Annotated in this window: 26 protein-coding genes and 1 tRNA gene; 15 read left to right on the top strand and 12 right to left on the bottom strand. The window is 63.1% G+C overall.

The genetic code is table 11. The features are described 5' to 3' along the window. Genes EQG66_RS04995 through EQG66_RS04955 form a run of 10 tightly spaced genes read left to right on the top strand, consistent with a single transcriptional unit; the run spans position 1 to position 8,226 of the window. Positions 1-1,215, top strand: a complete 1,215-nt coding sequence (locus tag EQG66_RS04995; RefSeq protein WP_129403433.1) for a type II secretion system F family protein — start codon at positions 1-3, stop codon at positions 1,213-1,215. Beyond that, positions 1,212-1,646: a type II secretion system major pseudopilin GspG gene (gene gspG / locus EQG66_RS04990; protein WP_181951779.1), complete on the top strand. Its 435-nt coding sequence runs from the start codon at positions 1,212-1,214 to the stop codon at positions 1,644-1,646. Before EQG66_RS04995 ends, gspG begins: the two co-directional genes overlap by 4 nt. Next, positions 1,630-2,199 (top strand): pilus assembly FimT family protein, encoded by a 570-nt coding sequence (locus EQG66_RS04985; protein ID WP_129403432.1) that lies wholly within the window; start codon positions 1,630-1,632, stop codon positions 2,197-2,199. The genes gspG and EQG66_RS04985 overlap by 17 nt, the downstream gene beginning before the upstream one ends. Next, the gene (locus EQG66_RS04980; protein WP_129403431.1) at positions 2,196-2,588 is read left to right on the top strand and encodes a hypothetical protein; all 393 of its coding nucleotides are present in this window, start codon (positions 2,196-2,198) and stop codon (positions 2,586-2,588) included. Before EQG66_RS04985 ends, EQG66_RS04980 begins: the two co-directional genes overlap by 4 nt. Then, positions 2,585-3,265, top strand: coding sequence for a prepilin-type N-terminal cleavage/methylation domain-containing protein (locus EQG66_RS04975; protein ID WP_129403430.1), 681 nt, complete (start codon positions 2,585-2,587; stop codon positions 3,263-3,265). Before EQG66_RS04980 ends, EQG66_RS04975 begins: the two co-directional genes overlap by 4 nt. Continuing rightward, a complete protein-coding gene (locus EQG66_RS04970) occupies positions 3,262-4,287 on the top strand; it encodes a hypothetical protein (RefSeq protein ID WP_129403429.1) in 1,026 nt (341 codons plus the stop codon). The genes EQG66_RS04975 and EQG66_RS04970 overlap by 4 nt, the downstream gene beginning before the upstream one ends. Continuing rightward, on the top strand, positions 4,284-4,832 hold the full coding sequence (gene gspM / locus EQG66_RS04965; protein ID WP_129403428.1) for a type II secretion system protein GspM: 549 nt from the start codon (positions 4,284-4,286) through the stop codon (positions 4,830-4,832). Before EQG66_RS04970 ends, gspM begins: the two co-directional genes overlap by 4 nt. After that, positions 4,795-5,331, top strand: coding sequence for a hypothetical protein (locus EQG66_RS15280; RefSeq protein ID WP_164975588.1), 537 nt, complete (start codon positions 4,795-4,797; stop codon positions 5,329-5,331). Before gspM ends, EQG66_RS15280 begins: the two co-directional genes overlap by 38 nt. A 7-nt stretch (positions 5,332-5,338) precedes the next feature. Continuing rightward, the gene (gene gspD / locus EQG66_RS04960) at positions 5,339-7,375 is read left to right on the top strand and encodes a type II secretion system secretin GspD (RefSeq protein ID WP_164975587.1); all 2,037 of its coding nucleotides are present in this window, start codon (positions 5,339-5,341) and stop codon (positions 7,373-7,375) included. A gap of 47 nt (positions 7,376-7,422) precedes the next feature. Next, positions 7,423-8,226 carry a type II secretion system protein GspK gene (locus tag EQG66_RS04955; protein ID WP_129403426.1) on the top strand — a complete coding sequence of 268 codons (804 nt, stop codon included), beginning with the start codon at positions 7,423-7,425 and terminating at the stop codon, positions 8,224-8,226. A gap of 34 nt (positions 8,227-8,260) precedes the next feature. Here the strand turns inward: EQG66_RS04955 and EQG66_RS04950 are convergent, their stop codons facing one another. Together EQG66_RS04950 and EQG66_RS04945 are read right to left on the bottom strand one after the other, a co-directional pair. Further along, positions 8,261-10,252 (bottom strand): calcium-binding protein, encoded by a 1,992-nt coding sequence (locus tag EQG66_RS04950; RefSeq protein ID WP_129403425.1) that lies wholly within the window; start codon positions 10,250-10,252, stop codon positions 8,261-8,263. 181 nt (positions 10,253-10,433) lie between these two features. Then, entirely contained in the window at positions 10,434-11,096 is a 663-nt protein-coding gene (locus tag EQG66_RS04945) for a cell wall hydrolase (protein WP_129403424.1), read from the bottom strand. A 176-nt stretch (positions 11,097-11,272) separates the two neighbouring features. Here EQG66_RS04945 and EQG66_RS04940 point away from each other — a divergent pair, with 176 nt between their 5' ends. Continuing rightward, positions 11,273-11,950, top strand: coding sequence for a polysaccharide biosynthesis/export family protein (locus tag EQG66_RS04940; RefSeq protein WP_129403423.1), 678 nt, complete (start codon positions 11,273-11,275; stop codon positions 11,948-11,950). On the opposite strand, the gene EQG66_RS04935 is transcribed toward EQG66_RS04940, so the two are convergent. The 3 genes from EQG66_RS04935 to EQG66_RS15275 are packed head-to-tail and all read right to left on the bottom strand — an operon-like array spanning position 11,941 to position 13,428. Continuing rightward, positions 11,941-12,861: a phosphoenolpyruvate carboxykinase (ATP) gene (locus EQG66_RS04935; protein ID WP_129403422.1), complete on the bottom strand. Its 921-nt coding sequence runs from the start codon at positions 12,859-12,861 to the stop codon at positions 11,941-11,943. The genes EQG66_RS04940 and EQG66_RS04935 overlap by 10 nt on opposite strands. Next, entirely contained in the window at positions 12,851-13,195 is a 345-nt protein-coding gene (locus tag EQG66_RS04930) for a PqqD family protein (RefSeq protein ID WP_220428636.1), read from the bottom strand. The genes EQG66_RS04935 and EQG66_RS04930 overlap by 11 nt, the downstream gene beginning before the upstream one ends. Positions 13,196-13,254: 59 nt before the next feature. Then, complete coding sequence (locus EQG66_RS15275; protein WP_164975586.1) at positions 13,255-13,428, bottom strand: hypothetical protein; 174 nt, start codon at positions 13,426-13,428, stop codon at positions 13,255-13,257. Positions 13,429-13,790: 362 nt separating this feature from the next. Here EQG66_RS15275 and EQG66_RS04925 point away from each other — a divergent pair, with 362 nt between their 5' ends. The 3 genes from EQG66_RS04925 (at position 13,791) to EQG66_RS04915 (ending at position 17,509) form a co-directional block, all read left to right on the top strand. Further along, positions 13,791-14,657 carry a class I mannose-6-phosphate isomerase gene (locus tag EQG66_RS04925; protein ID WP_129403420.1) on the top strand — a complete coding sequence of 289 codons (867 nt, stop codon included), beginning with the start codon at positions 13,791-13,793 and terminating at the stop codon, positions 14,655-14,657. A gap of 187 nt (positions 14,658-14,844) precedes the next feature. Beyond that, on the top strand, positions 14,845-16,623 hold the full coding sequence (locus EQG66_RS04920; RefSeq protein WP_129403419.1) for a methyl-accepting chemotaxis protein: 1,779 nt from the start codon (positions 14,845-14,847) through the stop codon (positions 16,621-16,623). Between the two features lie 250 nt (positions 16,624-16,873). Next, the gene (locus EQG66_RS04915) at positions 16,874-17,509 is read left to right on the top strand and encodes a hypothetical protein (protein WP_129403418.1); all 636 of its coding nucleotides are present in this window, start codon (positions 16,874-16,876) and stop codon (positions 17,507-17,509) included. Between the two features lie 51 nt (positions 17,510-17,560). On the opposite strand, the gene EQG66_RS04910 is transcribed toward EQG66_RS04915, so the two are convergent. The 3 genes from EQG66_RS04910 to EQG66_RS04900 all read right to left on the bottom strand — a co-directional run bounded on the left by EQG66_RS04910 (position 17,561) and on the right by EQG66_RS04900 (position 20,634). Further along, a complete protein-coding gene (locus tag EQG66_RS04910) occupies positions 17,561-18,349 on the bottom strand; it encodes an NTP transferase domain-containing protein (protein ID WP_245987878.1) in 789 nt (262 codons plus the stop codon). Then, positions 18,339-19,304, bottom strand: a complete 966-nt coding sequence (locus tag EQG66_RS04905; protein ID WP_245987876.1) for a D-alanine--D-alanine ligase family protein — start codon at positions 19,302-19,304, stop codon at positions 18,339-18,341. The genes EQG66_RS04910 and EQG66_RS04905 overlap by 11 nt, the downstream gene beginning before the upstream one ends. Positions 19,305-19,482: 178 nt before the next feature. Continuing rightward, positions 19,483-20,634: a sugar-transfer associated ATP-grasp domain-containing protein gene (locus EQG66_RS04900; RefSeq protein WP_129403415.1), complete on the bottom strand. Its 1,152-nt coding sequence runs from the start codon at positions 20,632-20,634 to the stop codon at positions 19,483-19,485. Between the two features lie 65 nt (positions 20,635-20,699). Here EQG66_RS04900 and EQG66_RS04895 point away from each other — a divergent pair, with 65 nt between their 5' ends. After that, positions 20,700-21,794 carry a glycosyltransferase gene (locus EQG66_RS04895; RefSeq protein WP_129403414.1) on the top strand — a complete coding sequence of 365 codons (1,095 nt, stop codon included), beginning with the start codon at positions 20,700-20,702 and terminating at the stop codon, positions 21,792-21,794. A 27-nt stretch (positions 21,795-21,821) separates the two neighbouring features. Here the strand turns inward: EQG66_RS04895 and EQG66_RS04890 are convergent. From EQG66_RS04890 to flhA, 4 genes are all read right to left on the bottom strand, one after another. Beyond that, a tRNA-Pro gene (locus EQG66_RS04890) sits at positions 21,822-21,898 on the bottom strand. A gap of 133 nt (positions 21,899-22,031) precedes the next feature. Then, positions 22,032-22,721, bottom strand: coding sequence for a L,D-transpeptidase family protein (locus tag EQG66_RS04885; protein ID WP_245987873.1), 690 nt, complete (start codon positions 22,719-22,721; stop codon positions 22,032-22,034). A 17-nt stretch (positions 22,722-22,738) separates the two neighbouring features. Then, entirely contained in the window at positions 22,739-23,479 is a 741-nt protein-coding gene (locus EQG66_RS04880; protein WP_129403413.1) for a sigma-70 family RNA polymerase sigma factor, read from the bottom strand. A 49-nt stretch (positions 23,480-23,528) separates the two neighbouring features. Then, a complete protein-coding gene (flhA, locus tag EQG66_RS04875) occupies positions 23,529-25,658 on the bottom strand; it encodes a flagellar biosynthesis protein FlhA (protein ID WP_129403412.1) in 2,130 nt (709 codons plus the stop codon). Positions 25,659-25,672: the final 14 nt, after the last annotated feature.

Here is a 25,672-nt window from a genome sequence, read left to right as displayed (position 1 = left end):
ATGGCGAGCTTTGCCTATCGGGGCGTAACGCGGCAGGGGCAGGCCAACACCGGCGAGGTGCAGGCCCGCGACAAGGCGGAAGCGGTGCAGCGCGTCCGCAGCCTCGGCCTCGTGCCGGTAGAGATCACCGAGAGCCTGCCAAGCACCGCGCAGAAGCCAAAAATGAAGGCCGATGCGCGCACGCGGGCAGACATCGCCCGATCCTTGGGCGAGCTGGGCGTACTGCTGAATGCGGGCATCCCGCTCGATCGTGCGCTGGCACTTGGCCTCGATACGATCGAACGGCCAGCCGTGCTCGACGCTTTCCGCCGCCTGCTGGCGCAGGTGCGCGAGGGCACACCCTTGTCTCAGGCCATGACCGAACAGCCCGCCCTGTTCCCGCCCAGCGCGCAGGCGGTGATCGAGGCGGGCGAGGCGAATGGCAAGCTCGGCGATGCGCTGGCCCGCATCGCGCGCATCTTCGCGCAGGAGGAGGAGATGCGACGGCTGATTGGCGGCGCGATGATCTATCCCGCAGCGCTGATGCTGTTGGCCGGCGCGGTGATCCTCGTCATGCTGCTCTATGTCGTGCCTCAGTTCGAGAGCCTGTTCGCCACCGCGCAGGAGAGGCTGCCCGCGTCATCGCGCGCGCTGATGGCCGCCAGCCAAGGCTTGCGCGCGCATGGGCTGATCATAGCGGCGCTGGGCGGAGCGAGCCTGCTCGGCCTTCGCCAGTTGCTCCGCCAGCCTGCCGCGCGCATCGCGCGGGACAGGCTCATGCTGCGCTTGCCGCAGATAGGCCCGCTGGTCCGCGCTATCGAGGCGTCACGCCTCGCGCGCACGTTGGGAGGGTTGATCGAGGGTGGCGTGCCGCTGCCCGATGCGCTGGCGATGGCCTGTCGCTCTGTCTCCAACCACAGCATATCCGCATCCATCGCCGATGTCGCAGCGCAAGTGCGTGAGGGCGGCGCGCTCACACCGCTCATCGCCGCGACCGGAGCGCTGCCGCGCATGGCCATCGGCTTCTTCCGCACCGGCGAGGAAACCTCGCAGCTCGGCATGATGCTGGAGCGGCTGGCGGATGTGCTGGAGCGGGATGTAACGCGGAGGATCGAGCGGCTGGTCGCCATCCTGACCCCTGCGATCACGATCGGGCTGGGCGGCGCAGTCGCTGCAATAATTGCGTCAATTATGACGGCTATTCTGGGCTTTAACGATTTGGCGGTTGGGCAATGAAAACAGTGAAAAATACCAAGAAACGGGCGAAAAACGGGTTCACGCTGCTGGAGCTTCTGGTGGTCCTCTCCATCATGGGCCTGCTCGCCGCCATCGTCGGGCCGCAGGTCATCAAATATCTCGGCTCCTCGCGCAGCGGGACGGCGCAGGTGCAGGTCAAGAACATTGCCGCGTCGCTCCAGCTTTTCCGCCTCGATGCCGGGCGCTATCCGACCGCGCAGGAAGGGCTGGAGGCGCTGGTGAAGCAGCCGGCCACCGTGCCCAACTGGAACGGCCCTTATCTCCCCGATGCGACCGCCATCACCGATCCGTGGGGCAAGCCCTATCGCTTCCTCACGCCGGGCAAACACAGCGAAGTGGATGTGTTTACGCTGGGGTCAGATGGTGCGGAAGGCGGGACCGGAGAGGCCAGGGATGTCGGGAATTGGTAATAGGCCGCGTCCGTTTAGAGAACTGGGCTTCACGTTTGCGAGGCGTTCCGCCGAACACGGCTTCACGTTTGCGAGGCGTTCCGCCGAACACGGCTTCACGTTTGCGAGGCGTTCCGCCGAACACGGCTTCACGTTTGCGAGGCGTTCCGCCGAACACGGCTTCACGCTAATCGAGGCACTGGTCGTGGTCGCTGTGTCGGCGCTGGTCGCGGGGATCGGATTTCCCAGGATAGAGCAATCGCTGTCCGCATGGCGGATGCAGTCCTCCGCCGTCGCGGTGCAGGCCGCACTGGAAGATGCGCGGGCGCAGGCGCTGCGCACGGGCGCACCCGCGCGCTTTGCCGTGATGCGTGACACCGGCGATTATGCCCGGCCCGGCGCCCCAGCGGGAAGGCTGCATCCCTCTGTCCGGTTTGGTGAAGGCAGCGATCAGATCTTCTTCTTCGGCGATGGCAGCTCCAGCGGCGGGCGCATCCTTATCGAAGCGGGATCGGGAAGGCGCGCGACCATCAGCGTATCGACCGATACCGGACTGATCGGGCTGATCCGATGAGCCGCCCCGCCCTGCCCTGTGCTGGCGAACGCGGGGTCGCGCTGCTGGAGGTGCTGATCGCCTGTGCCATCGTCATGGCGATGCTGGGCGTCACCTATCAGGCGATGCAGACCCATGCGCGCGCTGCCAATCGGCTGGAGGGCCAGCGCGAGGCGGTGCTCGTCGCGCAGTCTGTGCTGGCGCGGGTTGGCGCGGATATCGCACTGGCGCCGGGCGTGACCGATGGCGGCGAGCGCGGCTTGCGCTGGCGGATCGAGGTTGAGCGCTATCGCGGCGACGGCGCAGGGCCGAACGACGATCCCGCCCTGATGCGGGTGATGGTGACGGTCGGCGCGAAGGATGAAGGCACTGGCGGCTTCACCCTCCAGACGCTGAGGCTGACGTCATGACGCCCGCCACTCGACTTCCCAATGAACGGGGCTTCACCCTCATAGAGCTGCTGGTGTCGCTGGCGATCCTCTCGATGGTCGCTACCCTGTTGCTGGGTGGCGTGGTGAGCGCGGGGACGCTCGCCCGCCGCGCCGAGCAGGCAGACGGCGCCGCCAGCGAGATCAGCGCCGCGCAAACGATCCTGCGCCACCGCATCGAAGGCCTGCGCCCCGTACGGCGCCTGGATAGCAGCGATCCGATGATGGACGTGGGCGGGACCGAAGGCAGGTTCGATTTCTTCGCCGTGCCGCCTGCGGGAGACCCGACCAGCGGCGTGCAGAAATACCGGCTGGTGCTGAGCGCGACAGGCGATCTCATCCTGTTCCGCGCGCCAGAGCTGACTGACAGCTTTGACCTGCGCTCTTATGGCGTGACCGGGTGGAAGGCCAGCCGCCTGATCGGCGGGGCGACCTCGCTTTCCATCAGCTATTATGGCGCGGGCAAGGCCGGGCCGCTGCGCAGCTGGCGCAGCTTCTGGGACGACAACGCCACCGCGCCGGAGCTGGTGCGCATCCGCGTCGGCTTCGCGCCCGGCGATCCGCGCGTGTGGCCGGATCTTGTCATCCGCCCCGCCGTCTCGGTCGATCTGGCATGCGACCCGGAAACCCAGACCCGGAACTGCGGCAACCGCGCATGAAGCCCGCATCCATCCTCAACGCCGATATGGCGACGCTGGCGGGCTGGCTGCGCGAGGGCTGGCGCTGGTGGCTGGACGAACTCTCGGCCATGGTTCCGCCCTCGTTGCGGCGCGCACGGCGCGGGGATGGGCCGCTCGCCTGCTATCAGGCCGATGGAACAATCGAGGTCGTGCGCGGCAAGCAGGGCAGCACGGACCAGCCATGCCCCACCAACCTTGCCCTGCCCGCCTCACTCGCATTGATGCGGGAGGTAAATCTGCCCGCAATGAGCAAGGCAGACATGCGGCAGTATCTGGCGCTGGAAGCCGGGCGGCTGTTTCCCCTTTCTGACGCCAGCCTGATCGTCGATGCGGAGGCGGGCAGGCGCGAGGCGGGCGCGAGCGTGACCGCCATGCGCGTGGCCGCGCTGCATCGCGAGACGATTTTGCACGCCCTTTCCGCCGCGCGCGCCGCCGGGCTGGAGCCGGCACGCATCACGCTTATCGATCCACCATCGCCGGAACAGACGACGTTCGATTTCGCGCCGCAACTCCGCGCCGAGGGCATATTGCCGCCGCAGAGCCAGCAGCCGCTGCTGTGGTGGAGCCTTGTGGGCTTCGCCTTCCTGCTCAACATCGGCCTGCTCGTATGGCGGGATCAGCAGAGCGTCGCGCGGTTGCAAGCGGCGGTGGATGCGCAGGCGCCCGCCGTTGCGGTCTATCGCGCCATAGCCGGGCGCAGCGCCAGCATCGAGCAGGCGGCGCGCACTACCATAGCCCGGCGCACTCAGCAGAACGCGCTCGGAGATCTCGCCGCAACCACCTCCGCCCTGCCGGACAGCGCGTGGGTTCAGCGCTATGACTGGGATGGCCGGGCGCTGCGCATCGCGGGCTATCTGCGCCCGCCGACCGATGTGGTTGCGGCGCTGAGCAAGAACGAGCGTTTCACGAATGTGCGCCCCTCAGCGGCGGATGTGCAGGCGGATATTCCCATCGGCCAGCCGTTCGACATCAGCGCAGATATTGTGGCGGGCAAGCCATGAGGGCGCTGTCTCTGCGCGAGCGCAGGCTCATCGCGATCGCTCTTGCCGTGTTGGCGGTGGCGCTGGTCTGGCTGCTCGTCGTCGCGCCGTTGCTCAATGGCTTTACCGAGCGCGCGGCCGAGCGGGACACGCTGAGCGCCGCCTATCAGCGCAACAGCCGCCTCATCAACGCCATTCCCGCCCAGCGCCGCCGAGCGGAGACGCAAGGCGCGCTCAAGGACAGCTTCTTCCTCGCCGCGCCCAACGCCAATCTGGCGCGAGACAGGCTGCGCGAGCGGCTGCGCAAGGAGTTTGCGCAAGCCGGAGGCTCGGTCAGCGCCGTGCAGGACGTGCCCTCGCCTGCCGGTTCGGCGCGAGCGTGGGTGCAGGGGCGGATGACCCTGCCCCAGCTCCAGGCCATGCTTGGCACACTCGACAACAGCCCGCCCTATCTCATCACCGAATCGCTCCGCGTCTCTGCCGACAAGGCGATGGAAACGGGACGGCTCGATATTTTGGACATACGCCTTGAAGCTTCGGTTCCCACTCTCCCCGCCGCGCGCTGAGGATGGCACATTGCTGCCCGCGGCGCTGCTGGCGCTGTTGGTGGCGGCGGCTGTGCTGCAACTGGTGCTGGTGCGCGATGACAGCCTGCCGGAGGAAGGCGTGGGCCGCGTCGCGCCCGCTCTGGCCGAAGCGGCTGTCCGCCACCGGGATGCGCCGCCCGTCATTCTCGCTCGCCCGCTGTTTTCGCCCACCCGCTCAATGGAGGCTCGGCCTATAGTCATAGGCGACGCCACCGACATCGGCCCGCTCGAAGGGGCGGTGCCGGTCGGCATGATCGCGCGCGGGCGCTCGGTACGGCTGTTCCTGCGTCTGCCCGATGGGACCGTCCGTACGATGGGCCTGGGCGGAAGCTATCAGGGCTGGCGGCTGGCGGGACTTTCGGCCACGGGCGCCACCTTCGTGCGCGGCGGCGAGAAACGCGTCATCGACTATGGAAGCGCCACGTCCGCCTCTGTCAGTTCCGGCGGCGATGAAGACGAAGAAACCGAAGAAGAATGAGGTCGCCATGCATCCCGTAACCCATAAAAACCTCTTGCTGGCGGGCCTCTGTGCGCCCTTGCTGCTCTCCGCCTGTCAGGAGAAGCGGATCGAGCCGCTGCCGCCGGTTGAAAGCAGGCCCTTGTCTCATGACGAGGCCGACGGCCTGCTCAACGGCCCCAGCGCAAGCGCGACGATCGTGCCCGGCCAGCAGGCCGCCCCGGTCGTGCCGCGATCGGCCCAGATCGCGCCCCGCAGCGGCGACATCACGCTCAACTTTCCCAATGCCGATGTGCGCGTCGCGGCGAAAGCGATCCTAGGTGACATGCTGCGCCTTGAATATGCGGTCGATCCCTCCGTCACCGGGACTGTCTCGGTCGTTACAGCGTCGGCGGTCGCTCGGTCTTCGGTGCTGGAGGTGTTCGAGCGCGCGCTGCGGGCCGCCAACCTCGCGCTGGTGCCGCAGGGGCGCGGCTTCCAGATCACCGCTGCCACATCGCCGGGCGCTGTCGGCACGATTGCGCCCGGCGCTACCGGCTATGGCACGGAAATCATCACGCTGAAGTTCGTCAATGCCGAGGAACTGAAGCGGCTGCTCGACTCCCTGCTGCCCGGCACTGTTGCCTCGATAGACCCGGGGCGCAACATGCTGGTGATCGCGGGGACCACGGGCCAGCGCACCGCCGTGCGAGACATATTGGCGCAGTTCGATGTCAACTGGCTGCGCAACATGAGCTTCGCGCTCTATGTGCCGCAGAGGACCGACAGCCGCCTGATCGCGCCGGAGCTGGACAAGCTGATCAACGATCCCAGCGCGCCGACGCGCGGCCTCGTCCGCATCATAGGCATGGAGAAGCTCAATGGCATCCTCGCCATCAGTGCCCAGCCGCAATATCTGGACGACGTGAAGCGGTGGGTGGAAATCCTCGACCGCGAGGGCGAGAACAACGAGCGCCGTCTGTTCGTCTATCCGGTGCAGAACGGCCGCGCGCGCGATCTGGCGAAGACGCTGAACACCGCCTTTGGCAGCGGATCGGGCAGCGGAGACAGCGCTCCGCCTGCCGATCCCTTTGCGGCAGACCCGGCTGCGACGGCGGCAGGCCCGTCGCAACCCGCAGGCACTCTGGCCAAGACGCCCGCCTCCCAAAAGGCATCCGGCGCAAACGGCCTCGCTATTTCGATCTCCGCCGACGAAACCAACAACGCCATCCTCGTTTATGGCACCCCGCGCGATTATGCCGTGGTCGAGGAAGCGCTGCGCAAGCTCGACATATTGCCGTTTCAGGTGATGATCGAGGCGGCGATTACCGAAGTGAGCCTGACCGACAACCTCAAATATGGCGTGCAGTGGAACTTTCAGTCCGGCAATAGCGAGGCGATATTGAGCGAGGGCACGACCTCGGCCCTCACCCGCACCTTCCCCGGCTTTTCCTATTTCTATTCCAACAACAGCGACATCAGCGCCACATTGAACGCACTGGAAAAGCGCACCAACATCAAGGTGATCTCTGCGCCCAAGCTGCTGGTGCTCAACAACCAGACGGCCGCGCTGCAGGTGGGCGATCAGGTGCCCATTTCCACCCAGTCCGCCACCAATCTCAATTCCAACAACGGCTCGGTCGTCAACTCGGTGGAATATCGGGATACCGGGGTCATCCTGAAGGTCACGCCGCGCGTCAACGCCAGCGGGCTGGTGTTGCTCGATATCGCGCAGGAGGTGAGCGATGTCGCCACCAACCAGACTTCGGGCATCGACTCCCCCACCATCTCCACCCGGCGTATCTCCACCTCTATTGCCGTGCAGGATGGGCAGGTGATCGCGCTGGGCGGGCTGTTCAGAAACTCCAAGACTCTCGGCAAAAATGGCTTGCCGGTCGTATCGCGCATCCCGGTTCTTGGCGCGTTGTTCGGCAGCCATAACAATATCGACAACCGCACCGAACTGCTCATCATCCTGAAGCCGCATGTACTGCGCACTCTGGATGACGGACGCGCCGTGACCGAGGAACTGCGCGCCAAGCTGCGTACGCTGGAGCCATTCCGCAGCAAAGGCATAATCCCCTGATCGGGCAGCCGCGAGCGGACGAGGCGGGCTATGCGCTGGTCGCGGCGGTGGCAAGCATCCTCGTCTTCGCGCTGATCGCGCTGATGGTGATAGAGGGGAGCCGCGGCACGATCGTTGCTGCTTCGGCCGAAGCGGACCGGGCGCGGGCAGGCGCGGCGGCCGAAGCCGGTCTGGCGATCGCGCTGCGGGATCTGGTGAATGGCGGGCCGGGCGGCGCGGTGCCGATTGACGGGCGAGTGCGGCGGCTGCGCTTTGGTGATGCGGCGCTCGCCATTGCGATCCAGGACGAGCGCGGCAAAATCCCCCTCAACGCGCTGGAGCGCCGACAGGCGCAGCGCATGTTCGCCGAACTGGGCCTGACGGGCGAACGGCTCGACGTCGCGACCGATTCGTTCCTCGACTGGATTGACGAGGATGAAGACCCCCGCCCCAATGGCGCGGAACGGGCCTATTACGCGCCCATGCGCATCCACCCGCGCGACGGCGGGCTGCGCTCGGTCGCCGAAGTCGCGCTGATCCGCGGGGTCGGCAAGGCGCTGGCCGACAGGCTGGAAAGCGTGGCGACCGTGCATTATGGCGTCGGCAGCTTCGAGCCTGCCCACGCCTCGCTGATGGCGATCCGCGTGATCGAGGGGGAGGAAGGCGGAGCGATTGACCTGCTCAATCGCCAGCGCGAACTGGCCGGGCAGCGCACCGCGCTGGAGATCGGGCAGCAGGGCGCGCTGGTCGGGCGTCCGCTGACGATAGAGGTGGAGGCGCGGCTGGGGCAGACGGCGCGCGCAAGGCTGCGCCAGATCGTGATACTGACCGGCCGTGCGGCCAGCCCTTATGCGCTGAAAGAGCGCTACTGAGGGAAGCAAAGCCTCCCTCAGTGCGGGTAGCAAATCAGATCAGGATCAGCGCACCGTTGGCGCCATCGCTCGTCACCTGGAAGGTGGCGTTGGCATACGCGCCGATGAGGTGGATATCGATGCCGCCGCCAGCAAGGCCGCCCACGCCATCGACGTGCAGCGTACCGGCAAGGCCGCTGCCATCGTCGGTATAGCTCAGCACCACCTTGGTGAAATCCTTGGCGTTGATGATCTGGATGGCATCGCCCGCCGTGAAATCGGTGATGGTGTCACCGTTGAGGCCGACGGCGGTATCGCGGAAGATATCGTTGCCCAGCCCGCCGGTCAGGAAATCGAAATCGGCGTCGCCGGTGATGGTGTCGTCACCCAGGCCGCCGGAGAGCGTATCCACGCCGACTTCGCCGTTGATGACATCCCCCAGCGACGAACCATGAATGATGTCGTTGCCGAAGCCGCCTTTGATCGCGCTTACGCCGACCAGCGTTACCGTAGCGAAATCGAAGAACTCGTCACCAAAGCCACCCTGGATCGTGACCAGCCTGGAGCCATCCCACGAGATGGTTTCGATGCCGTCGATCTTGGTCGCGCGGATGAGCTTCTGCCCGGCCTCGGCAACCAGCGTGTCGATGCCGTTCTCGCCATGATATTCATCAAAGCCGCTGTTCGCGCCTGCAATGAACATATCATCGCCAGAGCCACCCCATAGAATGTCATCCTGCGCGCCGCCGTTCAGTATGTCGTTGCCCGCATCGCCGAAGATCACGTCATAGCCATTGCCGCCCATGATCGTGTCATGACCGCCACCGCCGTGTATTTCGTCATCGCCCAGAAAACCGTTGACGGTATCGTCGCCCAGCCCGGCAAAGATATAATCGTAGGTCTTGGAACCGAAAATGGTGTCGGCGCCGTTGCCGCCATTGATCGAGGCAATATCGTCATCGGTGATGAAAATGCGGCGCAGGTCGATCGTGCTGCCAGCCGCGTTGGCAGCGCTGATCGTCATGCCGACAAAGCCATTGGCCGAGATTTCTTCGATACCGCTCAGCAAACCCGTATCGAGCTGAAGATTGGCGCCGTTCTGCGCGGCGTAGAGCGCATCATAACCGGCGCCGCCCTTATAGATATCGGGGCCACCGCTGATCATGAAGCTGTCGTCGCCTGCGCCGCCATTCAGGACATCGCGGCCCTTGCCGCCGGCCAGCGTGTCATTGCCCGCGCCGCCATCGATGATATCGTCACCATCGCCACCGGACAGGATATTATCTCCGGCGCTGCCGATCATCGTGTCGTTGCCGTCTCCACCATCGATATTGGCGATGTTCTGAAGCGTGATCGTGCTGAAATCCATCACATCATTGGCCGCAGTCCCGATGATCTGGGTGTTGAAAAATGCCGCGCCCGAAATCGTCTCGACATTGGTGATCGCGCCGAAGCTGATCCTGGCCCCTTCTTCTGCGGCGACGATCATGTCGTTGCCAAGGCCGCCATCGAAGCTGTCGAACCCGGCATTTTTGCTGACGTAGAAGATATCGTCCGCCGCGCCGCCGACCATGATGTCATTGCCAGTGCCGCCGTTGATGACATTGGCGACAAGCGCATTGCCGATGATGGTGTCGTTGCCGCCGCCGCCGAGAATCTGCCCGATGCCGGTCAGCACGACATTCGTGAAATCGAAGACATTGTCGCTCGAATCGCCCGAAATAGTGACGCCGACATAGCCGTTGGCCGAAATTTCCTCGATGCCGGACAGCATCTTGATGCCGATCGTCACATTGTCGGTCAGCGCCTTGATCGCGTCGTATCCGATGCCGCCGTCAATGCTGTCAAAGCCATGGCCCGTGCCGATGAGGAAGCTGTCGTTGCCGTCGCCGCCGGAGAGCGTATCATTGCCCGCATCGCCGGAAATGCTGTCATTGCCGCCCGCGCCGGACAGCACGTCTGCGCCGCCAAGGCCCGCAATGATCCAATCCTGATTGTCTGGGGCGGCAAATGTGTCTGCGCCCGAAGTTCCGGTATAAGTCGGCATGATGGATAGTCCCCGCTATGCGCCGCACCATACAGCGCGTCAGAATTCACGCGGCACAACATGGTGAATCAATGTGACGGGGCTGTTACGCGCCAGTGTAATCCGTATGAAATCAGCACGAATACGGCGCGATTTTCAAATAAAACGCACAGATGAAAAGCATAGCCCGTTTATAACAGGGTTAATTCAGGCTGCTTTCGCCCACCTTCGGCAATAGCGACAATCCCCACGGCGAGAACGGTCTGGTATCCGCTGAAGGGGCGGGAGTCATGCGCACGGACATATCGACATTTGCGGCATCCCTGGCTCCAGGCGCACGGTTGAGCGCCCCTGAGCTATAGAAAATATGTGCGCCGATCCGGCCGACGCGTGTCAGGCTGGGCGCCCAATACGGCGAGACATAGCTGGCATGATAATGCGTTGCCGCACCCACCCTGTCCGGTAGCCGGCCTTGCAACGCATCTTCGGCCACTGCGCGCGCGGCAAGGGTGATCCGGTCCGGCATCCGTTTCGCCAGAGATCCATCGCAGGTAAAGGTGAACTGGCAGCCGGTCCGCCGGGTCGATCCCTGATAGACGACACCGCACACCGTCTTGGGGTAGACGCCCGAACGCGCCCGGTTCAGGATAACCTGCGCCACTGCCTGCTGCCCGGCCAGTGGCTCCAGCCCCGCTTCATAGACGATAGCCTGCGCCATACAGCCCAGTTCCCGCTCATGCTCTGCCTGCGCGGCCTCCTGTATCGAAGGCGCATAGAGGTCTTGCGCGCGGGCATGGGATGACGCGAACGAGACAAGCGCGATAGCGGCGACACACCGCGTAGAGGATGAAACAGGCCCGCTCATAAATATGAGGGCTATCGTTCCCTATTGTGACAGTAATCTGACGATTCACTCGCCTTTTTTCTTATGCTCCAAAAGAGCACGGATCGGTCAGGACTGCGCCTTGCCCCTTTCCCATTCACGCTGCACTTGCTAAGGGAGCGCTCAATGGACACCTGCTAGCGAGCGCGGCCCTCCTCATGAAATTCGTCTCATTGCCCATTGCCTCTGTGCTGATGATGGCGTCGCTGGTGCCTTCTCTGGGGCACGGCACGAACGCGGCCTATGCGCAAGACCCCAGCGAATGGCGCGCGCCCGGCCCTGCGGGCAAGAGTAAGCCTGTAAAGCAGGAAAAAGCCCAGACGCTTGCAGCGTCCGCGCCCGAAGGAGCAACGCCTGCCCCCGCCGCCCCGGCGCAACGGGTCTATCGCATCGGCACTGGCGACAAGCTGAAGGTCACGATCTATAATAACGAAAAGCTTTCCGGCGACTATCCTGTGGGCGGCGATGGCAAGATAGGCCTGCCCATGCTGGGCCGCGTGGCCGTGGGCGGCCTCACGCTGGACGAGGTGAGCACATTGCTCATAGGGCGCCTGGCTGACGGATATTTCCTCAACCCCAATGTCACGGTCGATATGGCGGAATATCGCCCGGTCTATATCTTGGGTGAGGTACAGAAGCCCGGCCAATATCCCTACGCCGAGGGGATGACGGTTTACCGCCTTGTCGCGCAGGCGGGGGGCTATAGCTATCGCGCCAATCGCAAGAAGATGGACGTGCGGCCTGACAACGCCCCGAACAGCGAACCCCGTCACATCAGCGATGATGCGCTCGTGCAGCCGGGCGACACCGTGATCGTGCGCCAGCGTTATTTCTGAACGTCTGCCCGCACCGCTTCCACCACCTGAGACAACGCACCGAACCCTTGCGGCACAAAAAGCAGACTGACAGGAATATTGTTGGCGACGGCAGCACACTGGCGGAAATAAGGTGCTGAGCGGGGGCCGGACAGCGGCTCCACCCCGAATTTCGGCATATAGGAATAGCGCATCAGCGCCCCCAGCCGCTCTGCCGGATCAAGCGGGCTGATGCTGACATCCGCCTCGCGCTGTATCACATAGATATGTGACAAAGGCGTCGCGTGTCCGGCCCCTGCGTCTGCAAAGCGGAAGCGCAGCTTGGCTGCTTCAGCATGAACCGGCGCAAGCACATCGCCCGGCAACGGCTCCAGCGCAGCCAGCGCCGCACGCGAGAGCTTCATCGCCGGAAAGGCCGCGCGCACACGTATCGGCTCCACAACATCCAGCGCGATGACATCATCGCTCAGCACTCTGTAGCCCGCCTTGAGAAACGCCGCCGCCAGCGTAGACTTGCCCGCGCCATTATCCCCCACAAACAGCGCCGCCCGATCAGGCGCGATCTCCACCGCACTGCCATGCAGCACCAGATCGCCCCGCTGATGCAACAGCGCCGCCATCACCGGGCCGAGCAGAAACAGGCGAAGTACCGCGTGATCGACACCGGGAAGCAGATCGATTGCGATCGTGTTTCCGCCTCTGACAGAGAATTTGCCTATGCCCTGCCACGCGAAATAGGCCTCGCTCGGTGCAAACCGGGTCAACCGCCACTCGGTTGGCGGCGGCATCGGGCTATCGAGAGCACCCAGGCTGATGACGACATCCGGGGCAACGCCCGCCGCCGCGCCGGACAGAATATCCAGTTCTGGCAGATCGATCTTCGAGGCAATCGCAAGATCGAACGCGCGGTAGAGCGCCTGTTCAGGCGGCATGAGCCGTGTCGGCCTCCGCGTCCGCGCCTGCAACCGCTATGAACAGCCCGCTTTTCACCAGCGCATCGACAATGGCGCGCAGGTCTGCGTCAATATCGTCTGGCGCACCCTTGCAGGCCACATTCAACATTGCCCGAAGTGCGGAGAATGTGACGGGCTGACGCGCACTGTTCCATATGAGAGCGCCCGTGCGATTGAGCGTGAAGGATGCGCCATCGCGCGGATCAAACAACGCAAGGCCATCGCCCAGCGGGCAATCGACCGCATCCGGGCTGATGCGATAGAGGCTTTCGTCCTTACAGGCTTGGGCTGGGTAAGGAGGGTCTGCGTGCAATTCCATAGCTTTGGGGATAACCCTGACGGTGCCACTATCCGTTGGCGTAGAGGCCGCGCTCAGGACGCAAGACGGTTGTTGGACCAGTCCTGAGGATCACCCGGTTCATAGGCCTTGGGAGCAAGGGTCACGCCCTGCTTTTCCAGTTCCGCCACAATGTCTGCAATCGCGGCTACGCGCACCAGCGCGGGCGGCACATAGTCAAGCTGATCCTGAACGTTAAAGTCGATCATGTCCGGTCTCTTCAGAAATGCGGGCCAATTTTCGCGGTATTGCCATGCACATTCGGCCTCAAGGCATCATGCGCGCACCAATACCCTATTCAAACTCGCAACCCGATTATACATCCCGATGCATGGCTGATGCATGACGATCAGAATGGTTCAACGGAATTCCCAGTATCTATCGAATATGACTCTTTTGCGTCATTACCCCTGATTCACGACGAAGCGATTTCACCGACAGTCGCCCCAGATGCGCTTGACCCAGAACCGTCAGATAGTGGCAATCATGCTGTAGCAATGCTTCGTTAGCGATCACCTCAGCGCAGCTCAGACCAATGTTCTGCGATCGTGATGAGATGGAAGACGCTGATATGACGCACCTGCGCTTGCCGATCCATATGGTTGAAAAGCCCTGGGGGCGCGATGATCTGCCTGCGCCCTTCGTCGCCCCGCGCGGCCAGCGCATCGGCGAGATATGGTTCACTCCGCCGCCAGAGCTGGACCGCCTTCTGATCAAATACATCTTCACCAGCGAGAAGCTCTCGGTCCAGGTCCACCCGTCGGACGCCCAGACCGAAGCAATGGGGATCGGGCGGCAGGGCAAGGAAGAATGTTGGCTGGTCATTGCCGCACAGCCGGGCGCGCGCCTTGGCATCGGATTCGACCGGGAATATAGCGAAGACATGCTGCGCGCTGCCGCGCTCGATGGGCGGATCGAGCATATGCTGCAGTGGCACACGGTACAGCCCGGAGATTTCTTTTATATCCCCGCCAACACGGTCCACGCCATTGGCGCAGGCGTCAGCCTGATCGAGGTTCAGCAGAACAGCGACATCACCTACCGCCTTTATGACTATGGCCGCCCGCGCGAACTGCATCTCGATGCCGCACTCGCAGTGGCAAGACGAACGCCTTATGATGCCGCGCGCCATGCCCGCATGGGCACTTCGGGTGAAATGATGCTGGTATACGGCCCGCATTTCGCGCTGGCACGGCTGGCAGGGCCACCTTCCGGTGAGCTTGCAACAGCCTTTGCGCACGCTCCATTTTATGTGATGCCTGTCTCAAAAGCGCTCGGCATGCGTGGAGGCGTCATCTCATCGGGCGAATGTGCTTTTGTATCAGACATCAAGCACCTTCATTTCCCGCAGGACTGCATAGCGCTCATCGCTCAGCACAGCGGCGGCATGGGCCAGCCTGCCCCCCGCAACGAAGACTATACATCGCATGTGATGTGATCAGGGTCAGGCCCGATCAATCGCAGCGCGCAGAATCAAACCAGACAAGTCACGCGCGACCGTTTATCTGCGCGCTTTAAGGCAATTTTTACTCAAATGCCGCATGCGACTTTGCAGAGATGTGCCGTGTAATGCACTGAAAATGCTGCATTATCTGTAACAAAACTGTCATATTGCGAGGGCGGGCGTGGAAATTCGTAAGCTGGTTACAGTGTCAGCGCTGATCATGATCGTGCTGATGGCGCTGGGGATCGTCTGGGGGACGGTCCGCATCAACGAAATTCGGATGGGCGGGCCTATCCAGACCAATATTCAGAGCGCATCGGACCTGATTGCCGATATTATTCCACCCTCCGCTTACGTCATCGAGCCGTATCTTGAAGCTGCCCTGCTGGTGCAGGAACCTGCCAGTCTGGCCATGCATGAGAAGCGGCTGAAGGAGTTGCGTGCCGAATATGACGCCCGCCATGCCTATTGGAAGGCCCATTCTTTCGATCCGGTCCTGCATGAGCGCATCACCCATGCGACCCACGACACGGCGATGCAGTTTTGGGAGGCGCTGGACACCAAGTTTTTGCCGGCCGTCCGCTCCGGCGACCGCGAAGCCACCGACCGCGCCTTCTGGCACCTGACCACCGCATTTGATGAGCACCGCCAGGCCGTAATCAACACCGTGACGCTCGCTACAGACTATCAGGAGCGGTTGAGAGAGAATGCCGCGCAACGCCTCCGCGCGACGATGGTGGTGCTTGGTATGTTGGTGGTGAGCCTTTTTGTGCTGGTGCTGGCCTTTTGTGGCATCGTGCGCTGGCGCGTGTTGCGCCCTATCGTCAATCTTTCACAGCAGATGGACAGGATGGCGACCGGTGACATGCGGTTCGATGACATATCCGCCGGGCGGCGCGACGAGATAGGCGCGATCAATCGCGCGCTGGGTGGTATTGTCGGCTATGTGCGCACCAAGGCCGAAACAGAGGCGCGCGCAGCCATGGAAATACAGCAGAAAGTGGTCGCAGAGCTGGGCGCCGGGCTGGACCGGCTTCGCCAGGGCAAACTGGGATACCGCATCCCGGATGATTTCCCGCACGACTATGAAGCGCTGAGAGAGGATTATCACAGCGCTGTGGAATCCGTTGAAAGCGCCATAAGTCATGTTCATGTCGCTACACAGGCACTCAACGCCAGCGCGAATGAAATCGGCACCGCCACCCACGACCTTACCCAGCGCACCGAGATGCAGGCAGAGAATCTGCAAACCATTTCCGCCACCACCCGGCAACTTGCAGAGCGGGCGCAGCAGGCGGTGATATCCTCACGCCATGTATCCAGCATCGTCGACGAGGTTCAGCAGCAGGCGGATACCAACGAACATGTGGTGAGCGAGGCTATCACCGCCATGGGCGAGATCGAGCGAAGCGCCGCCTCCATAACCCGGATCACGAATGTGATTGATGGCATCGCCTATCAGACCAACCTGCTGGCTCTGAATGCCGGCATTGAGGCGGCGCGTGCGGGGGATGCGGGCAAGGGCTTTGCTGTGGTTGCCACTGAGGTCCGCGCGCTGGCTCAACGCTGCGCAGATGCTGCGCGTGAAATCAAGGAGCTGATCGGCGAGAGCAGCGAGCATATCGGCGGCGGCGTGGCGCTGGTCCGTCAGTGCGGAGATGCCTTTCAGGCGATAGTCGAGCGCGTCGGCCATGTATCAGGGCTGATCGAGGGCATTGTGGGCGCGGCAGCGGATCAGGAAAGCGGGGTCCGGCATGTCGACGAAGCGATCCGGTCCATCGACCGCATGACGCAGCAAAACGCATCCATGGGCGAAGAATGTACCGCCACTGCCCGCGCCCTCAAGGTCGAGGCGGACAAGCTGCGCGAAATGGTGGCGCGATTTGAAATGAGACCAGTAGAGAGCGAGGATGCCGCGCCCGATCATGCAACGCCGGACTGTGCCTTGCACGCAGCATAAGGCGGTTATCGGGGCATCCGGCCAAGTCACGGCAGTGTCATATTGCGGGTGAACAAGCGACCCGACGTCAGCACTGCCAAGGCCAGACCAGCCCCTGTTTATGAACATCCACGCTTTTGTCATATCCTGGAAGGGAAAGCATCGGAAAGCCTCCGCCATTGCCTGCGCCCTGTCTGGCGCAGTGGAACGCCTCTCGATCGTGTATTCAGACCCTGAAGATGATCAGCCTGACGCCGAATGGGGCACACTTGTGAGGCGGAGTGACACCCTGTTCTGGGCAGACAAGTTTCAGGCATGCCTCAAGGAGTGCGACGACTCTTCGCTGATGCTCGTGATCCACGCAGATTGCGAATGTGCTGACTGGCGCGCGCTGGTGATGCGCTGCCGCGCCGCTTTCGAGACTGTCGGCAATATCGGCGTATGGACCCCGCGCACGACCGGCACACCCTGGCGCCTGCAACGGACTGGCATGGGCCGCCTGCCGGGCGGCCCCTATCATCGCGTGGCGCAGACAGACGGGCTGGTCTTCGCTCTTTCGCCAAGGCTGCTGCCGCGCATGCGCCGGGCGGAGTATAGCCGCAATCTTTTCGGCCTGGGTATCGACTGGATGTTTGTCTGCGCAGCCTATGCAAGCGGTCTGGTGGCCATTGCGGATGAAAGCGCGATGGTGCGGCACTGGATTTCCCGTGGCTATTCCGTGCCCGAATCCCGCTTGCAGATGCGCGATTTCCTTGCGCAATTGACGGATGAAGAACGCAAGGTTCATGAGCAGCTGGTGGCGTATATGCGCCCCGCCAAACGGCTGTCCAACCTGCTATATCGGGCAGAATATCAGCGCCAGAGACTTAGCAAACTGGTTCGGCGGGTATTTTGGGCCGCTGCCTGACTGGCATCACCCAGCCGTGATCTGAACCAGAGCGGCTGCGTTAAACCTGAATCAGTCCGCCCGCTTTTCCATCAGAGTTGCGGCCACTCGATAGGTGCGCTCGTTATCCACATCGATCGCGTGGCGTCCATCGGCAAGGACGACCGGAACGATTCGCAGCCCAAAGCGCCTGCCCAGCCGGGCAAGCGCATCCGCAAGGCTGAGCCGCCCCAGCGCCATCAACGCCACATTCACCAGCCCGACAGCCCCGATAAGCCGGCTCTTTTTCTTGGCAAACTGCCCGCCCGAACGAAAACTTTCTGCCGCGCGCAACGCATCGCTGCCTGCAAACGCATAAAGGTTGCAGTTGGAATAGGCATCATCCCGAAACCGGTAAAAGCGCCGCTGCCCATCGGGATGCGCGGCCTTCACAGACTGTTCTGTCGCCATCGCGATGGCCACGTCATCTCCGCGCTGAACCGCCTCGACCATCTGGAAAACCGCCGCAGGGCTGAGCAGCACATTGTCCGCCGTGGTGACGATGATCGGGCCTGTAACCCCCTGCGCGGCTGCAAACACGCTGTCCGCCAGATTATCGGCAGCCGTCACATATTCAACCGCGGTAGACAGGCCTGCCAATATCTCGGCAAGCGGGCCGTGCATGTCTGGTTCCACCACGATGCGCAGCCGGGCAATGCCGGGTGTGGAGGCCAGAGCGCGCGCCACATGCGCAATCATCGGCGCGCCGCCGATCGGCACCACGCATTTGTGGGAGAGGCCAGCCCCCTGCGCCAGAGGATCTACAGTTCCCGCCCTTTGCGCCGCCAGGATTACGGCGCAGAAACCCACCTCAAGCGGCAAGGGTATAGGCTCCTTCCATCAGCCCCTGACGGCAGAGGCTTTCGGCAAGGATGGTCTCGATCAACTGGTCATGGCTCCAGCCGATCTGGCTGGCGGCGATGGCTATGGTTTTGCGGGACCAGAGATTGCAGTTGAGGTTCACCTCCATGAAGCGCAGCTCGCCGGTGGCTGCGTCCAGCCGGAACTCGAACCGGCCATAGTCAAAAGGCGTGAAGTCGGCCATGATGAGGCGGGTCTGGCGCAACGCCTCGGCGTTAATCTGTGCATCCGCCAGCGGCCTGATCTCATAGGCCTGATTGGAGACAAGATTGCGCTTTTCCGCATATGTGCGCAAATAACCGGGGTCTTCCTGTTCGACGATCTGCACCGGCAGAATGAATGGCTTCCCGTCTATCGTGACAACCGGAACTTCCACATCATGGCCGGGTATAAACGGCTCCACAATGGCGTCATGCCCCTCGGCATGAAGCGCAACAACCGCGTCCCGAACCTCGTCCCAACCATATGCCGAAGTGATCCCCCAACTCGCCGAGGACGCATTGGGCTTGACGACATAGCGCCCGGCGACAGGCAGCATCGCGCGGTCCATCGGCGCACCCTTGCGGAAGATGGCCCAGCGCGCGGTCGGCAACCCGTGGTGAACAGCCACCAGTTTGGAAAGATGCTTGTCGTCCGACAGACCCCTGACAATGGGGCTGGCACCAAGATAGGCAATGCCCATCCGCTCGCACAGCAACGGCAGGAGCATCTCAGAGTTCAGGAATCCGCCCCGGTTGAGCAGGGGGAAAACGAAATCGGCATCCGTATTTTCGAACAACGCGGTATAGCTGTCTGCCAGACGGAGATTGACGTTCATCCGCTCCAGACATCTGCGCATTTCCAGATGATAGGTGGCGTGTGTACCGTCTTCGGGGTGCAACCCGCCTTTCCAGTAGACATGCTTGGCAACCAGCATGATCTTCAAATTCTGCTTTGCAGAGTGCGGCAGAGTGCGCGGCGCGCAATGGCTGACCATAAAATTTCCCGAACATTTCGCGCCTGCCATAGGCGCTGGTTGTTCGACTGAAATTAGTCAGTCTCTGTGACAGAGAGGTGACGGATCGGTTATACCTAAGTGACATATGGGCTTTGGATCACAGCCGTGCGAGGTGCCAGGCAAGCAGCTCTCCATAGCGCCCCTCGCCCAGGCCGCGCCGCGCCGCGCGCTGTGGCATCAGCACGCCCGGCTTGCCGTTGCCTTCCAGCAACACGGGCCCGTCTGGTGTCAGCGCCATATCCCAGCCGATAAGCCTGTATTCCGCAAACCCCAGCAGATGGGCGCGCCCAACCAGCGCCAGCGCCTCTTCCCAATGGACGAGAACATGCCCGGCTATCGGCGCCTGCGTGACGGGATGGACCAGATAATCGCCCCCGCCATACCCCCTGGAGGCAAGGCCCAGCGTGCCCGTGCCGAGGTCAATCGGTGCGATCAATCCGCCTGCCTTCATATTGTCGACACTGGCGGCAGGGTCTGATGGACACCGAAAGGTTGCACTCACCGGCTCAGCCACGCCCTGCTCGTTGATCATCGTCACGATGCGGGCCGTCGGCAGGGCAGACAGCGCAAGGCCGTCAAGCGAGCTGTGGCAGGACAAGCGCGGCTGAACCACCAGCTTTTGCCCTTTGCCCGGCTGTACCGCCGAAAGTATCCGCCTCAGCGATGCCTCGTCCGCCACTGCGCCCAGCATGCGCACCCCGTCGCCGCCCTCGCCGTCTGCTGGCTTCAGGACAAGCTCCCGGCCGCCGGGCGCGGCGCATACCATCACTCCGGTCGCATCCATCTGTGCAATCGTTGCGGCATGGGGAAGCCCCGTTTCTGCGCACCGCTCCGCAAAGCGAAGCTTGTCTGCAAGGACACATGCCGGCTGCCAGCCCGCAGGGTTCAGCAGCTTGTTGATCCCCGCATCTTCAAAGCGGCGGATATATCCATCCATCTCCTCCGCGCGTTCGATCCGAAAGAGCGCAATATCATTGGGATCGACAAATCGGGCATGGGCGATGGCGCGGGCGCGCTTGCTCCAGCCCCTGTCCAGCCCATGCCGTTTGCGGACCTGCGCCGCCCTCACGGGTATCCATGCGTGAAACGCCAGCGCGATGAAGGCATCGGCAATTGCCCTCGCCACTCCGCGCCTGTGCGCCCGCGCCGCATAATGAGCGCGCAGGAAAGGGGCGCTCGCAGGCGAAATAATACCCGGAAAAAGGGACCATGCCTTTTTCCAGTAATAGCGTCTGTCATATCCAGCCATGGCACCCCTTTAGCGGTCCACATTTCTGTCGCTAATATGACATTTTAACGTCCCATAGCGCCTGCATGGCCAAGATCATCATCTATGTGCATGATTTCCGCACCAGCGGCGTTGTGAAGGACAGCCTGATGCTGGCGGGGCACTGCGCGCAAAGCCACGAGGTTACGCTGGTAGCGGGCTATGGCGGCGGCTTTCTGGAGGAGGAGGCGCGCAGCGGCGGCTATGCCGTGCATGTCTTGCACACAGGCACGCCCCGCGCGCCTAGCCGGCTGCGCGCCGCCCCCGCGCTCAGGCGCTGGCTCAAGGCGCAGGGAAAGTGTGTGATTGTTTCCATGGGCAATATGGGCCATGCCACGCCCTATTGGGCCAGCCGCGGTCTGCCGCATGTGCGCAAGGTCTATCGCATCAGCAACGAGATAAAGCGCGCGGACGGGCTGCGCGGACGAATGCGGACGATATGGATGCGCCGCCTGATCGCCGATGCCGACTGCATGCCGCTGGTCGGTGCTGCGCTTTCTGCCAACCCGCTCTTTGCCGATGCGCTGCATCGCGGCGTTGCCATCCAGATGGCGAGCGGCGTGGATAGCGCATCAGCGCAGGAAATGGCGCGCGCTCCCGCCCCGCACCCCTGGCTTGAGGACACCATTCCCGTGGTGCTCGGCATAGGCCGCCTGCGCCCGCAGAAGAATTTTGGCCTGCTCATTGAGGCGGCAGGCCTTCTGCGGCGGGAGAGAAATCTGCGGCTGGTGATACTCGGCAATGGATCGGCCGAGGAACAGGCGAGCCTGCAACAGCGCGCGACAGACAACGGCCTCGCCGGTTCCTTCCTGCTCGCCGGTGAAACGGATAATGTGTTCAGCTGGCTATCCCGCGCGGCTGCTTTTGCTCTGCCTTCGCGCTGGGAAGGATCGTCGGTCGCCTTGCTTGAGGCGATGGCAGTCGGCACGCCGGTGATCGCCTCGCGCCTTGCAGGAGACGCAGCGGAAGTTCTGGAGCATGGGCGCTATGGGCTGGTGTTCGATGGAGAGAGCGCCAGCGCGCTGGCCGCCGCGATTGCACTCCAGCTCTCCGGTGATGCTGTAAAGCCCGGCGCGCGCGCAGAGCACTATCCGCCCCCATGGGATCGCTACCGCACTCTGATCGAGGGCGTAGATCCCTGAGATAGCCGAACAGGATGGCGGCAAATATGGTCGGGGAGACAGGATTCGAACCTGCGACCCTCTGCTCCCAAAGCAGATGCGCTACCAGACTGCGCTACTCCCCGTCTGCGTGTGGTCAATCGCAGCAATGTCGGCGATGCGCGGGGCGCGCCGCCGAGAGCGCGCCTATGTCACCACACACCCTGCGCTGTCAAACAAAACCGGGACGGACGGGAGGCCCGGCGCTCATCCTGCCGCTCAGAGGTGGCTCAGATCCATCTTCTTGCCGTTGGTGATCACGACCGGATCGCCTACCCTCACGGCGGCGAACAGCTTTTTGGCGAAGGGCTTGGGTATGCCGATGCAGCCATGCGTCGCGCTGCCCCATTTGACGTTGCTGGCGTGAATGAACACGCCATCGTTGGTCAGGCGCAGGCCATAGGGCATTGGCGCGTTGTCATAGAGGTTGGAGACATGATCGATGTCCTTCTCCATGATCGGATAGGTGCCGACAGGCGTGGGCTTGTCCGTCGCGCCATAGAGGATGACGGCAACGCCGATCTCATACCCGCCGCGAAAGACGGAGAGCGTCTGCGCCACCATATCGACCGTGACGACGATCGGGCCGGGCGGCACCCCGGCATCGTCCCACACCCAGTCGCCATGATCGAGCGGGCCTTTGATATCGAGCACGCGCTTGACGGTGAAGGGTGACTGCGGGGCGGCAGGAGCCTTTGCGGTGGCCGGTTTTGCGGGTTCGGGCGCTGGCGCTTTGGGCGCTGGAGCAGCCACAGCAGGCTTGGCCACAGGCGCAGGCGCAGGCTCGGCCCCTCCCCCTCCGCGAAACAGCCCTTTGCCCGCAACAACAACCACAAGCAGCATCGCACCGGCCATCGTGCCGATGAATATCCTGCGCGCAGTGGTTTTCGAGACGGTGCGTTTGGGCATAGGTATTCCCGATCAGGTCAGGAAACCCAATCTTTCAGCAAGGCGCGCAGCTTGTCCAGCGCTGCCTTCTTGATCTGGCACACCCGCGCCGCGCCGATGTCCAGCGTCGCGCCGATTTCCTCAAGGTTCATTTCCTCGACGAAATAGAGCTGCAGCACCATCGCCTCGCGCTCTGGCAGCTTGCCGATGCACAGGCCCAGCGCTTTTTTCAGCGATTCGCGCTCCATCACATCGTCGGCGCGGTCTTCAACATCCGCGAACCACATCGACTGATCGGAATAGACCTCGTCAATGCTGTGTTCCTGAACGAACTCGGCGGCGTCGGCCAGCTCGCGATATTCAGATGGCGCAAGCCCCATCTCGGCAGACATCTCCGCCTCCAGCGGCACCCGGCCCAGCTTTTGCTCCAGCCGCGCCCGCACACTGGCCAGCTCCTTGCGCTTCGCCATGCCAGAGCGGCAGAGCGTGGCGTGGCGGCGCAGATGATCGATCATCGCGCCACGGATGCGCATCTGGGCATAGGTCGCAAAGCCGAAGCCGCGATCCTCATATCCATTGGCCGCCTCTACCAGCGCAACCATGCCGATCTGGAGCAAATCCTCGATTTCGATAGCGTTGGAAACCCGGCCGTGCACATGCCACGCGATCTTGCGGACGAGCGGCATATACTGGCGCGCCAGCCGCTCAGGGCTTTGGACCCCGGCCTTTCGGCCATAGGTCAGCGCCTCTCCATCCGCTCCGATCCTGTTCACATACATAAGTGGCTATTGCCCCCGCGTTCCCGTAATCCCTTGTAACCGCAATTGGTTATGCAATCCTTTCACGCAATATTCCTGGCGCGCCGGGCACCGGATCATGCCGGGGCCGCTCTGCGCCGCCCACCACCGCAAACACCTCGACCGGCTTGCCGTCCGGGATTTCGAGGAAGGACAGCACGGGCGTTTCCGGCAGATGCGGCTTGAACAGCCGGGCCAGCGCCGCGCGCGCCACCGGCGAGGTGACGATGGCGAAATTGCGCGCCTCGGCCATCAAAGGCCGCGCGGCGTGGATCACGGCATCGGTGATTCGCTCGCTCAAGGCGGGTTCGATCGGATGCTTGGCATCGCCCGCCACCCGCATCGCCTGCGCCAGCAAGCCCTCCAGCTCGCCATCGAGCGTGATGACCGGCAGCGGCATCTTCACCGGCACCAGCGTCTGGATGATGAGCGAGCCGATGCGCTGGCGCACCGCCTCCACCAGTTGCTCGTGGGTCATATCGGGCCGGTAGGCCGCGACCATTGCCTCGCAGATGCGGCGGAAGTCCTTCAAGGGGATGCCCTCGCCCAGCAGCGCGCGGCACAGAGCCGCCACCTGCGCGAGGTTGAGCAGCGCGGGCGTAAGGCCATCGACCAGTTGCGGCGCGTTTTCCTTCAGCGCATCCAGAAGCTTGCGCGCCTCGTCCATGCCGAACATCTCTGCCGCGTTCATCGCGATGAGCTGGTTCATATGGGTCGCCACCACGGTCGAGGGGTCGACCACGGTATAGCCCGCCACCACCGCCTCGCTGCGCTGCTCCGGGCTGATCCACACGGCATCGAGGCCGAAGGTCGGGTCTTTCGCGGGCTTGCCCTGCACGGTCGCTTCGAGTGCACCGCTATCAAGCGCGAGCAGGTCTTCGGGCCAGATTTCATCCTCGCCCACGATCACGCCGCCGATGCTGATGCGATAGCTGTTAGGCTCCAAGGCCAGATTGTCTTTCACCCGCACCATCGGGATCACAAAGCCCAGCTCTTTCGACAGCTGCTTGCGGATGCCGGTGATGCGGCCCATCAAGGGGGCGCCCTTGCGGTCGTCAACCAGCCCGATCAGGCCATAACCGATCTCAAGACCCAGCACCGCGCCTTCGGAGACATCATCCCACTCTATATTGGCGGGGTTTTCCGGCTCGGCGGGCGGAAGCGGAGCGGAGGCGACTTCCTGCGCCTTTTTGCTGAGGCGCCACGCGACATAGCCCGCACCCGCCGCAGCGGAGAGGATCATCATATGCGGCATGCCGGGCAACAGGCCAAGGATGCCGAGGATCGCGGCGACCGGAGTCCATGCCCGCGCGCTGCCGAACTGGCTGGCGATCTGGCCCGAAAGATCATGCTCGCTCGCGACACGGGTGACGATGCTCGCCGCCGCTATCGAGAGCAACAGCGCCGGGATCTGCGCCACCAGCGCGTCGCCGATGGCGAGGATGATATAGGTCTGCGCCGCTTCGGAGAGGGACAGCCCATGGCTCACCATGCCCAATATCATGCCGCCGACGATGTTGATGACGAGGATCAGCACACCGGCAATCGCGTCGCCCTTCACGAACTTGCTGGCACCGTCCATCGAGCCATAAAAGTCCGCCTCGGTGGAAACCTCGACCCGGCGGGCCTTGGCTTCATCGGGGGTGAGCAGCCCGGCGTTCAAATCCGCATCGATGGCCATCTGCTTGCCCGGCAACGCATCCAGCGTGAAGCGGGCAGACACCTCGGACACGCGGCCCGCGCCCTTGGTGATGACGACGAGGTTGATGATCATCAGGATCGAGAAGACGAACAGGCCGACGACATAATCGCCGCCGATGAGGAAGTGGCCGAATGCCTCGATCACGAGGCCCGCCGCGTCCGCGCCCGTATGCCCATCGACCAGCACCACGCGGGTTGAGGCAACGTTCAGGGCAAGCCGCATCAAGGTGGCGAACAGCAGCACCGTGGGGAAGCTGGAGAAATCGAGCGGTTTGGCTGCATTGAGCGCCACCATCAGCACCGCCAGCGAGATCATGATGTTGCCGATGAAACCGATGTCGAGAATGAAGGCCGGCACCGGCACCACCATGAACATCACCAGCAGCAGCGTAGCGACGGGTAACACCGCCCCCCGCGCCGCCTGTATCCACACTTTGCCGTTCACTTCGCTGCGTGTCATGAGCAGAAATTACC

Origin of the sequence: Sphingobium fluviale, from assembly GCF_004122115.1 — a bacterium.
GTDB lineage: Bacteria > Pseudomonadota > Alphaproteobacteria > Sphingomonadales > Sphingomonadaceae > Sphingobium > Sphingobium fluviale.
The sequence above is the reverse complement of the archived record's forward strand: the minus strand, read 5'-3'. Positions and strand labels throughout refer to the sequence as shown.

Coding starts and splice junctions, on each gene's coding strand:
- EQG66_RS04900 (WP_129403415.1), bottom strand. CDS start 20,634: ATGGCTGGATATGACAGACGCTATTACTGGAAAAAGGCATGGTCCCTT.
- EQG66_RS04880 (WP_129403413.1), bottom strand. CDS start 23,479: ATGTATGTGAACAGGATCGGAGCGGATGGAGAGGCGCTGACCTATGGC.
- EQG66_RS04950 (WP_129403425.1), bottom strand. CDS start 10,252: ATGCCGACTTATACCGGAACTTCGGGCGCAGACACATTTGCCGCCCCA.
- gspD (WP_164975587.1), top strand. CDS start 5,339: ATGCATCCCGTAACCCATAAAAACCTCTTGCTGGCGGGCCTCTGTGCG.
- gspM (WP_129403428.1), top strand. CDS start 4,284: ATGAGGGCGCTGTCTCTGCGCGAGCGCAGGCTCATCGCGATCGCTCTT.
- EQG66_RS04935 (WP_129403422.1), bottom strand. CDS start 12,861: ATGCCGCCTGAACAGGCGCTCTACCGCGCGTTCGATCTTGCGATTGCC.
- EQG66_RS04975 (WP_129403430.1), top strand. CDS start 2,585: ATGACGCCCGCCACTCGACTTCCCAATGAACGGGGCTTCACCCTCATA.
- EQG66_RS04980 (WP_129403431.1), top strand. CDS start 2,196: ATGAGCCGCCCCGCCCTGCCCTGTGCTGGCGAACGCGGGGTCGCGCTG.
- EQG66_RS04905 (WP_245987876.1), bottom strand. CDS start 19,304: ATGCTGGTTGCCAAGCATGTCTACTGGAAAGGCGGGTTGCACCCCGAA.
- EQG66_RS04885 (WP_245987873.1), bottom strand. CDS start 22,721: ATGCCCAAACGCACCGTCTCGAAAACCACTGCGCGCAGGATATTCATC.
- EQG66_RS04945 (WP_129403424.1), bottom strand. CDS start 11,096: ATGAGCGGGCCTGTTTCATCCTCTACGCGGTGTGTCGCCGCTATCGCG.
- EQG66_RS04985 (WP_129403432.1), top strand. CDS start 1,630: ATGTCGGGAATTGGTAATAGGCCGCGTCCGTTTAGAGAACTGGGCTTC.
- EQG66_RS04940 (WP_129403423.1), top strand. CDS start 11,273: ATGAAATTCGTCTCATTGCCCATTGCCTCTGTGCTGATGATGGCGTCG.
- EQG66_RS04925 (WP_129403420.1), top strand. CDS start 13,791: ATGACGCACCTGCGCTTGCCGATCCATATGGTTGAAAAGCCCTGGGGG.
- EQG66_RS04970 (WP_129403429.1), top strand. CDS start 3,262: ATGAAGCCCGCATCCATCCTCAACGCCGATATGGCGACGCTGGCGGGC.
- EQG66_RS04895 (WP_129403414.1), top strand. CDS start 20,700: ATGGCCAAGATCATCATCTATGTGCATGATTTCCGCACCAGCGGCGTT.
- gspG (WP_181951779.1), top strand. CDS start 1,212: ATGAAAACAGTGAAAAATACCAAGAAACGGGCGAAAAACGGGTTCACG.
- flhA (WP_129403412.1), bottom strand. CDS start 25,658: ATGACACGCAGCGAAGTGAACGGCAAAGTGTGGATACAGGCGGCGCGG.
- EQG66_RS04995 (WP_129403433.1), top strand. CDS start 1: ATGGCGAGCTTTGCCTATCGGGGCGTAACGCGGCAGGGGCAGGCCAAC.
- EQG66_RS15275 (WP_164975586.1), bottom strand. CDS start 13,428: ATGATCGACTTTAACGTTCAGGATCAGCTTGACTATGTGCCGCCCGCG.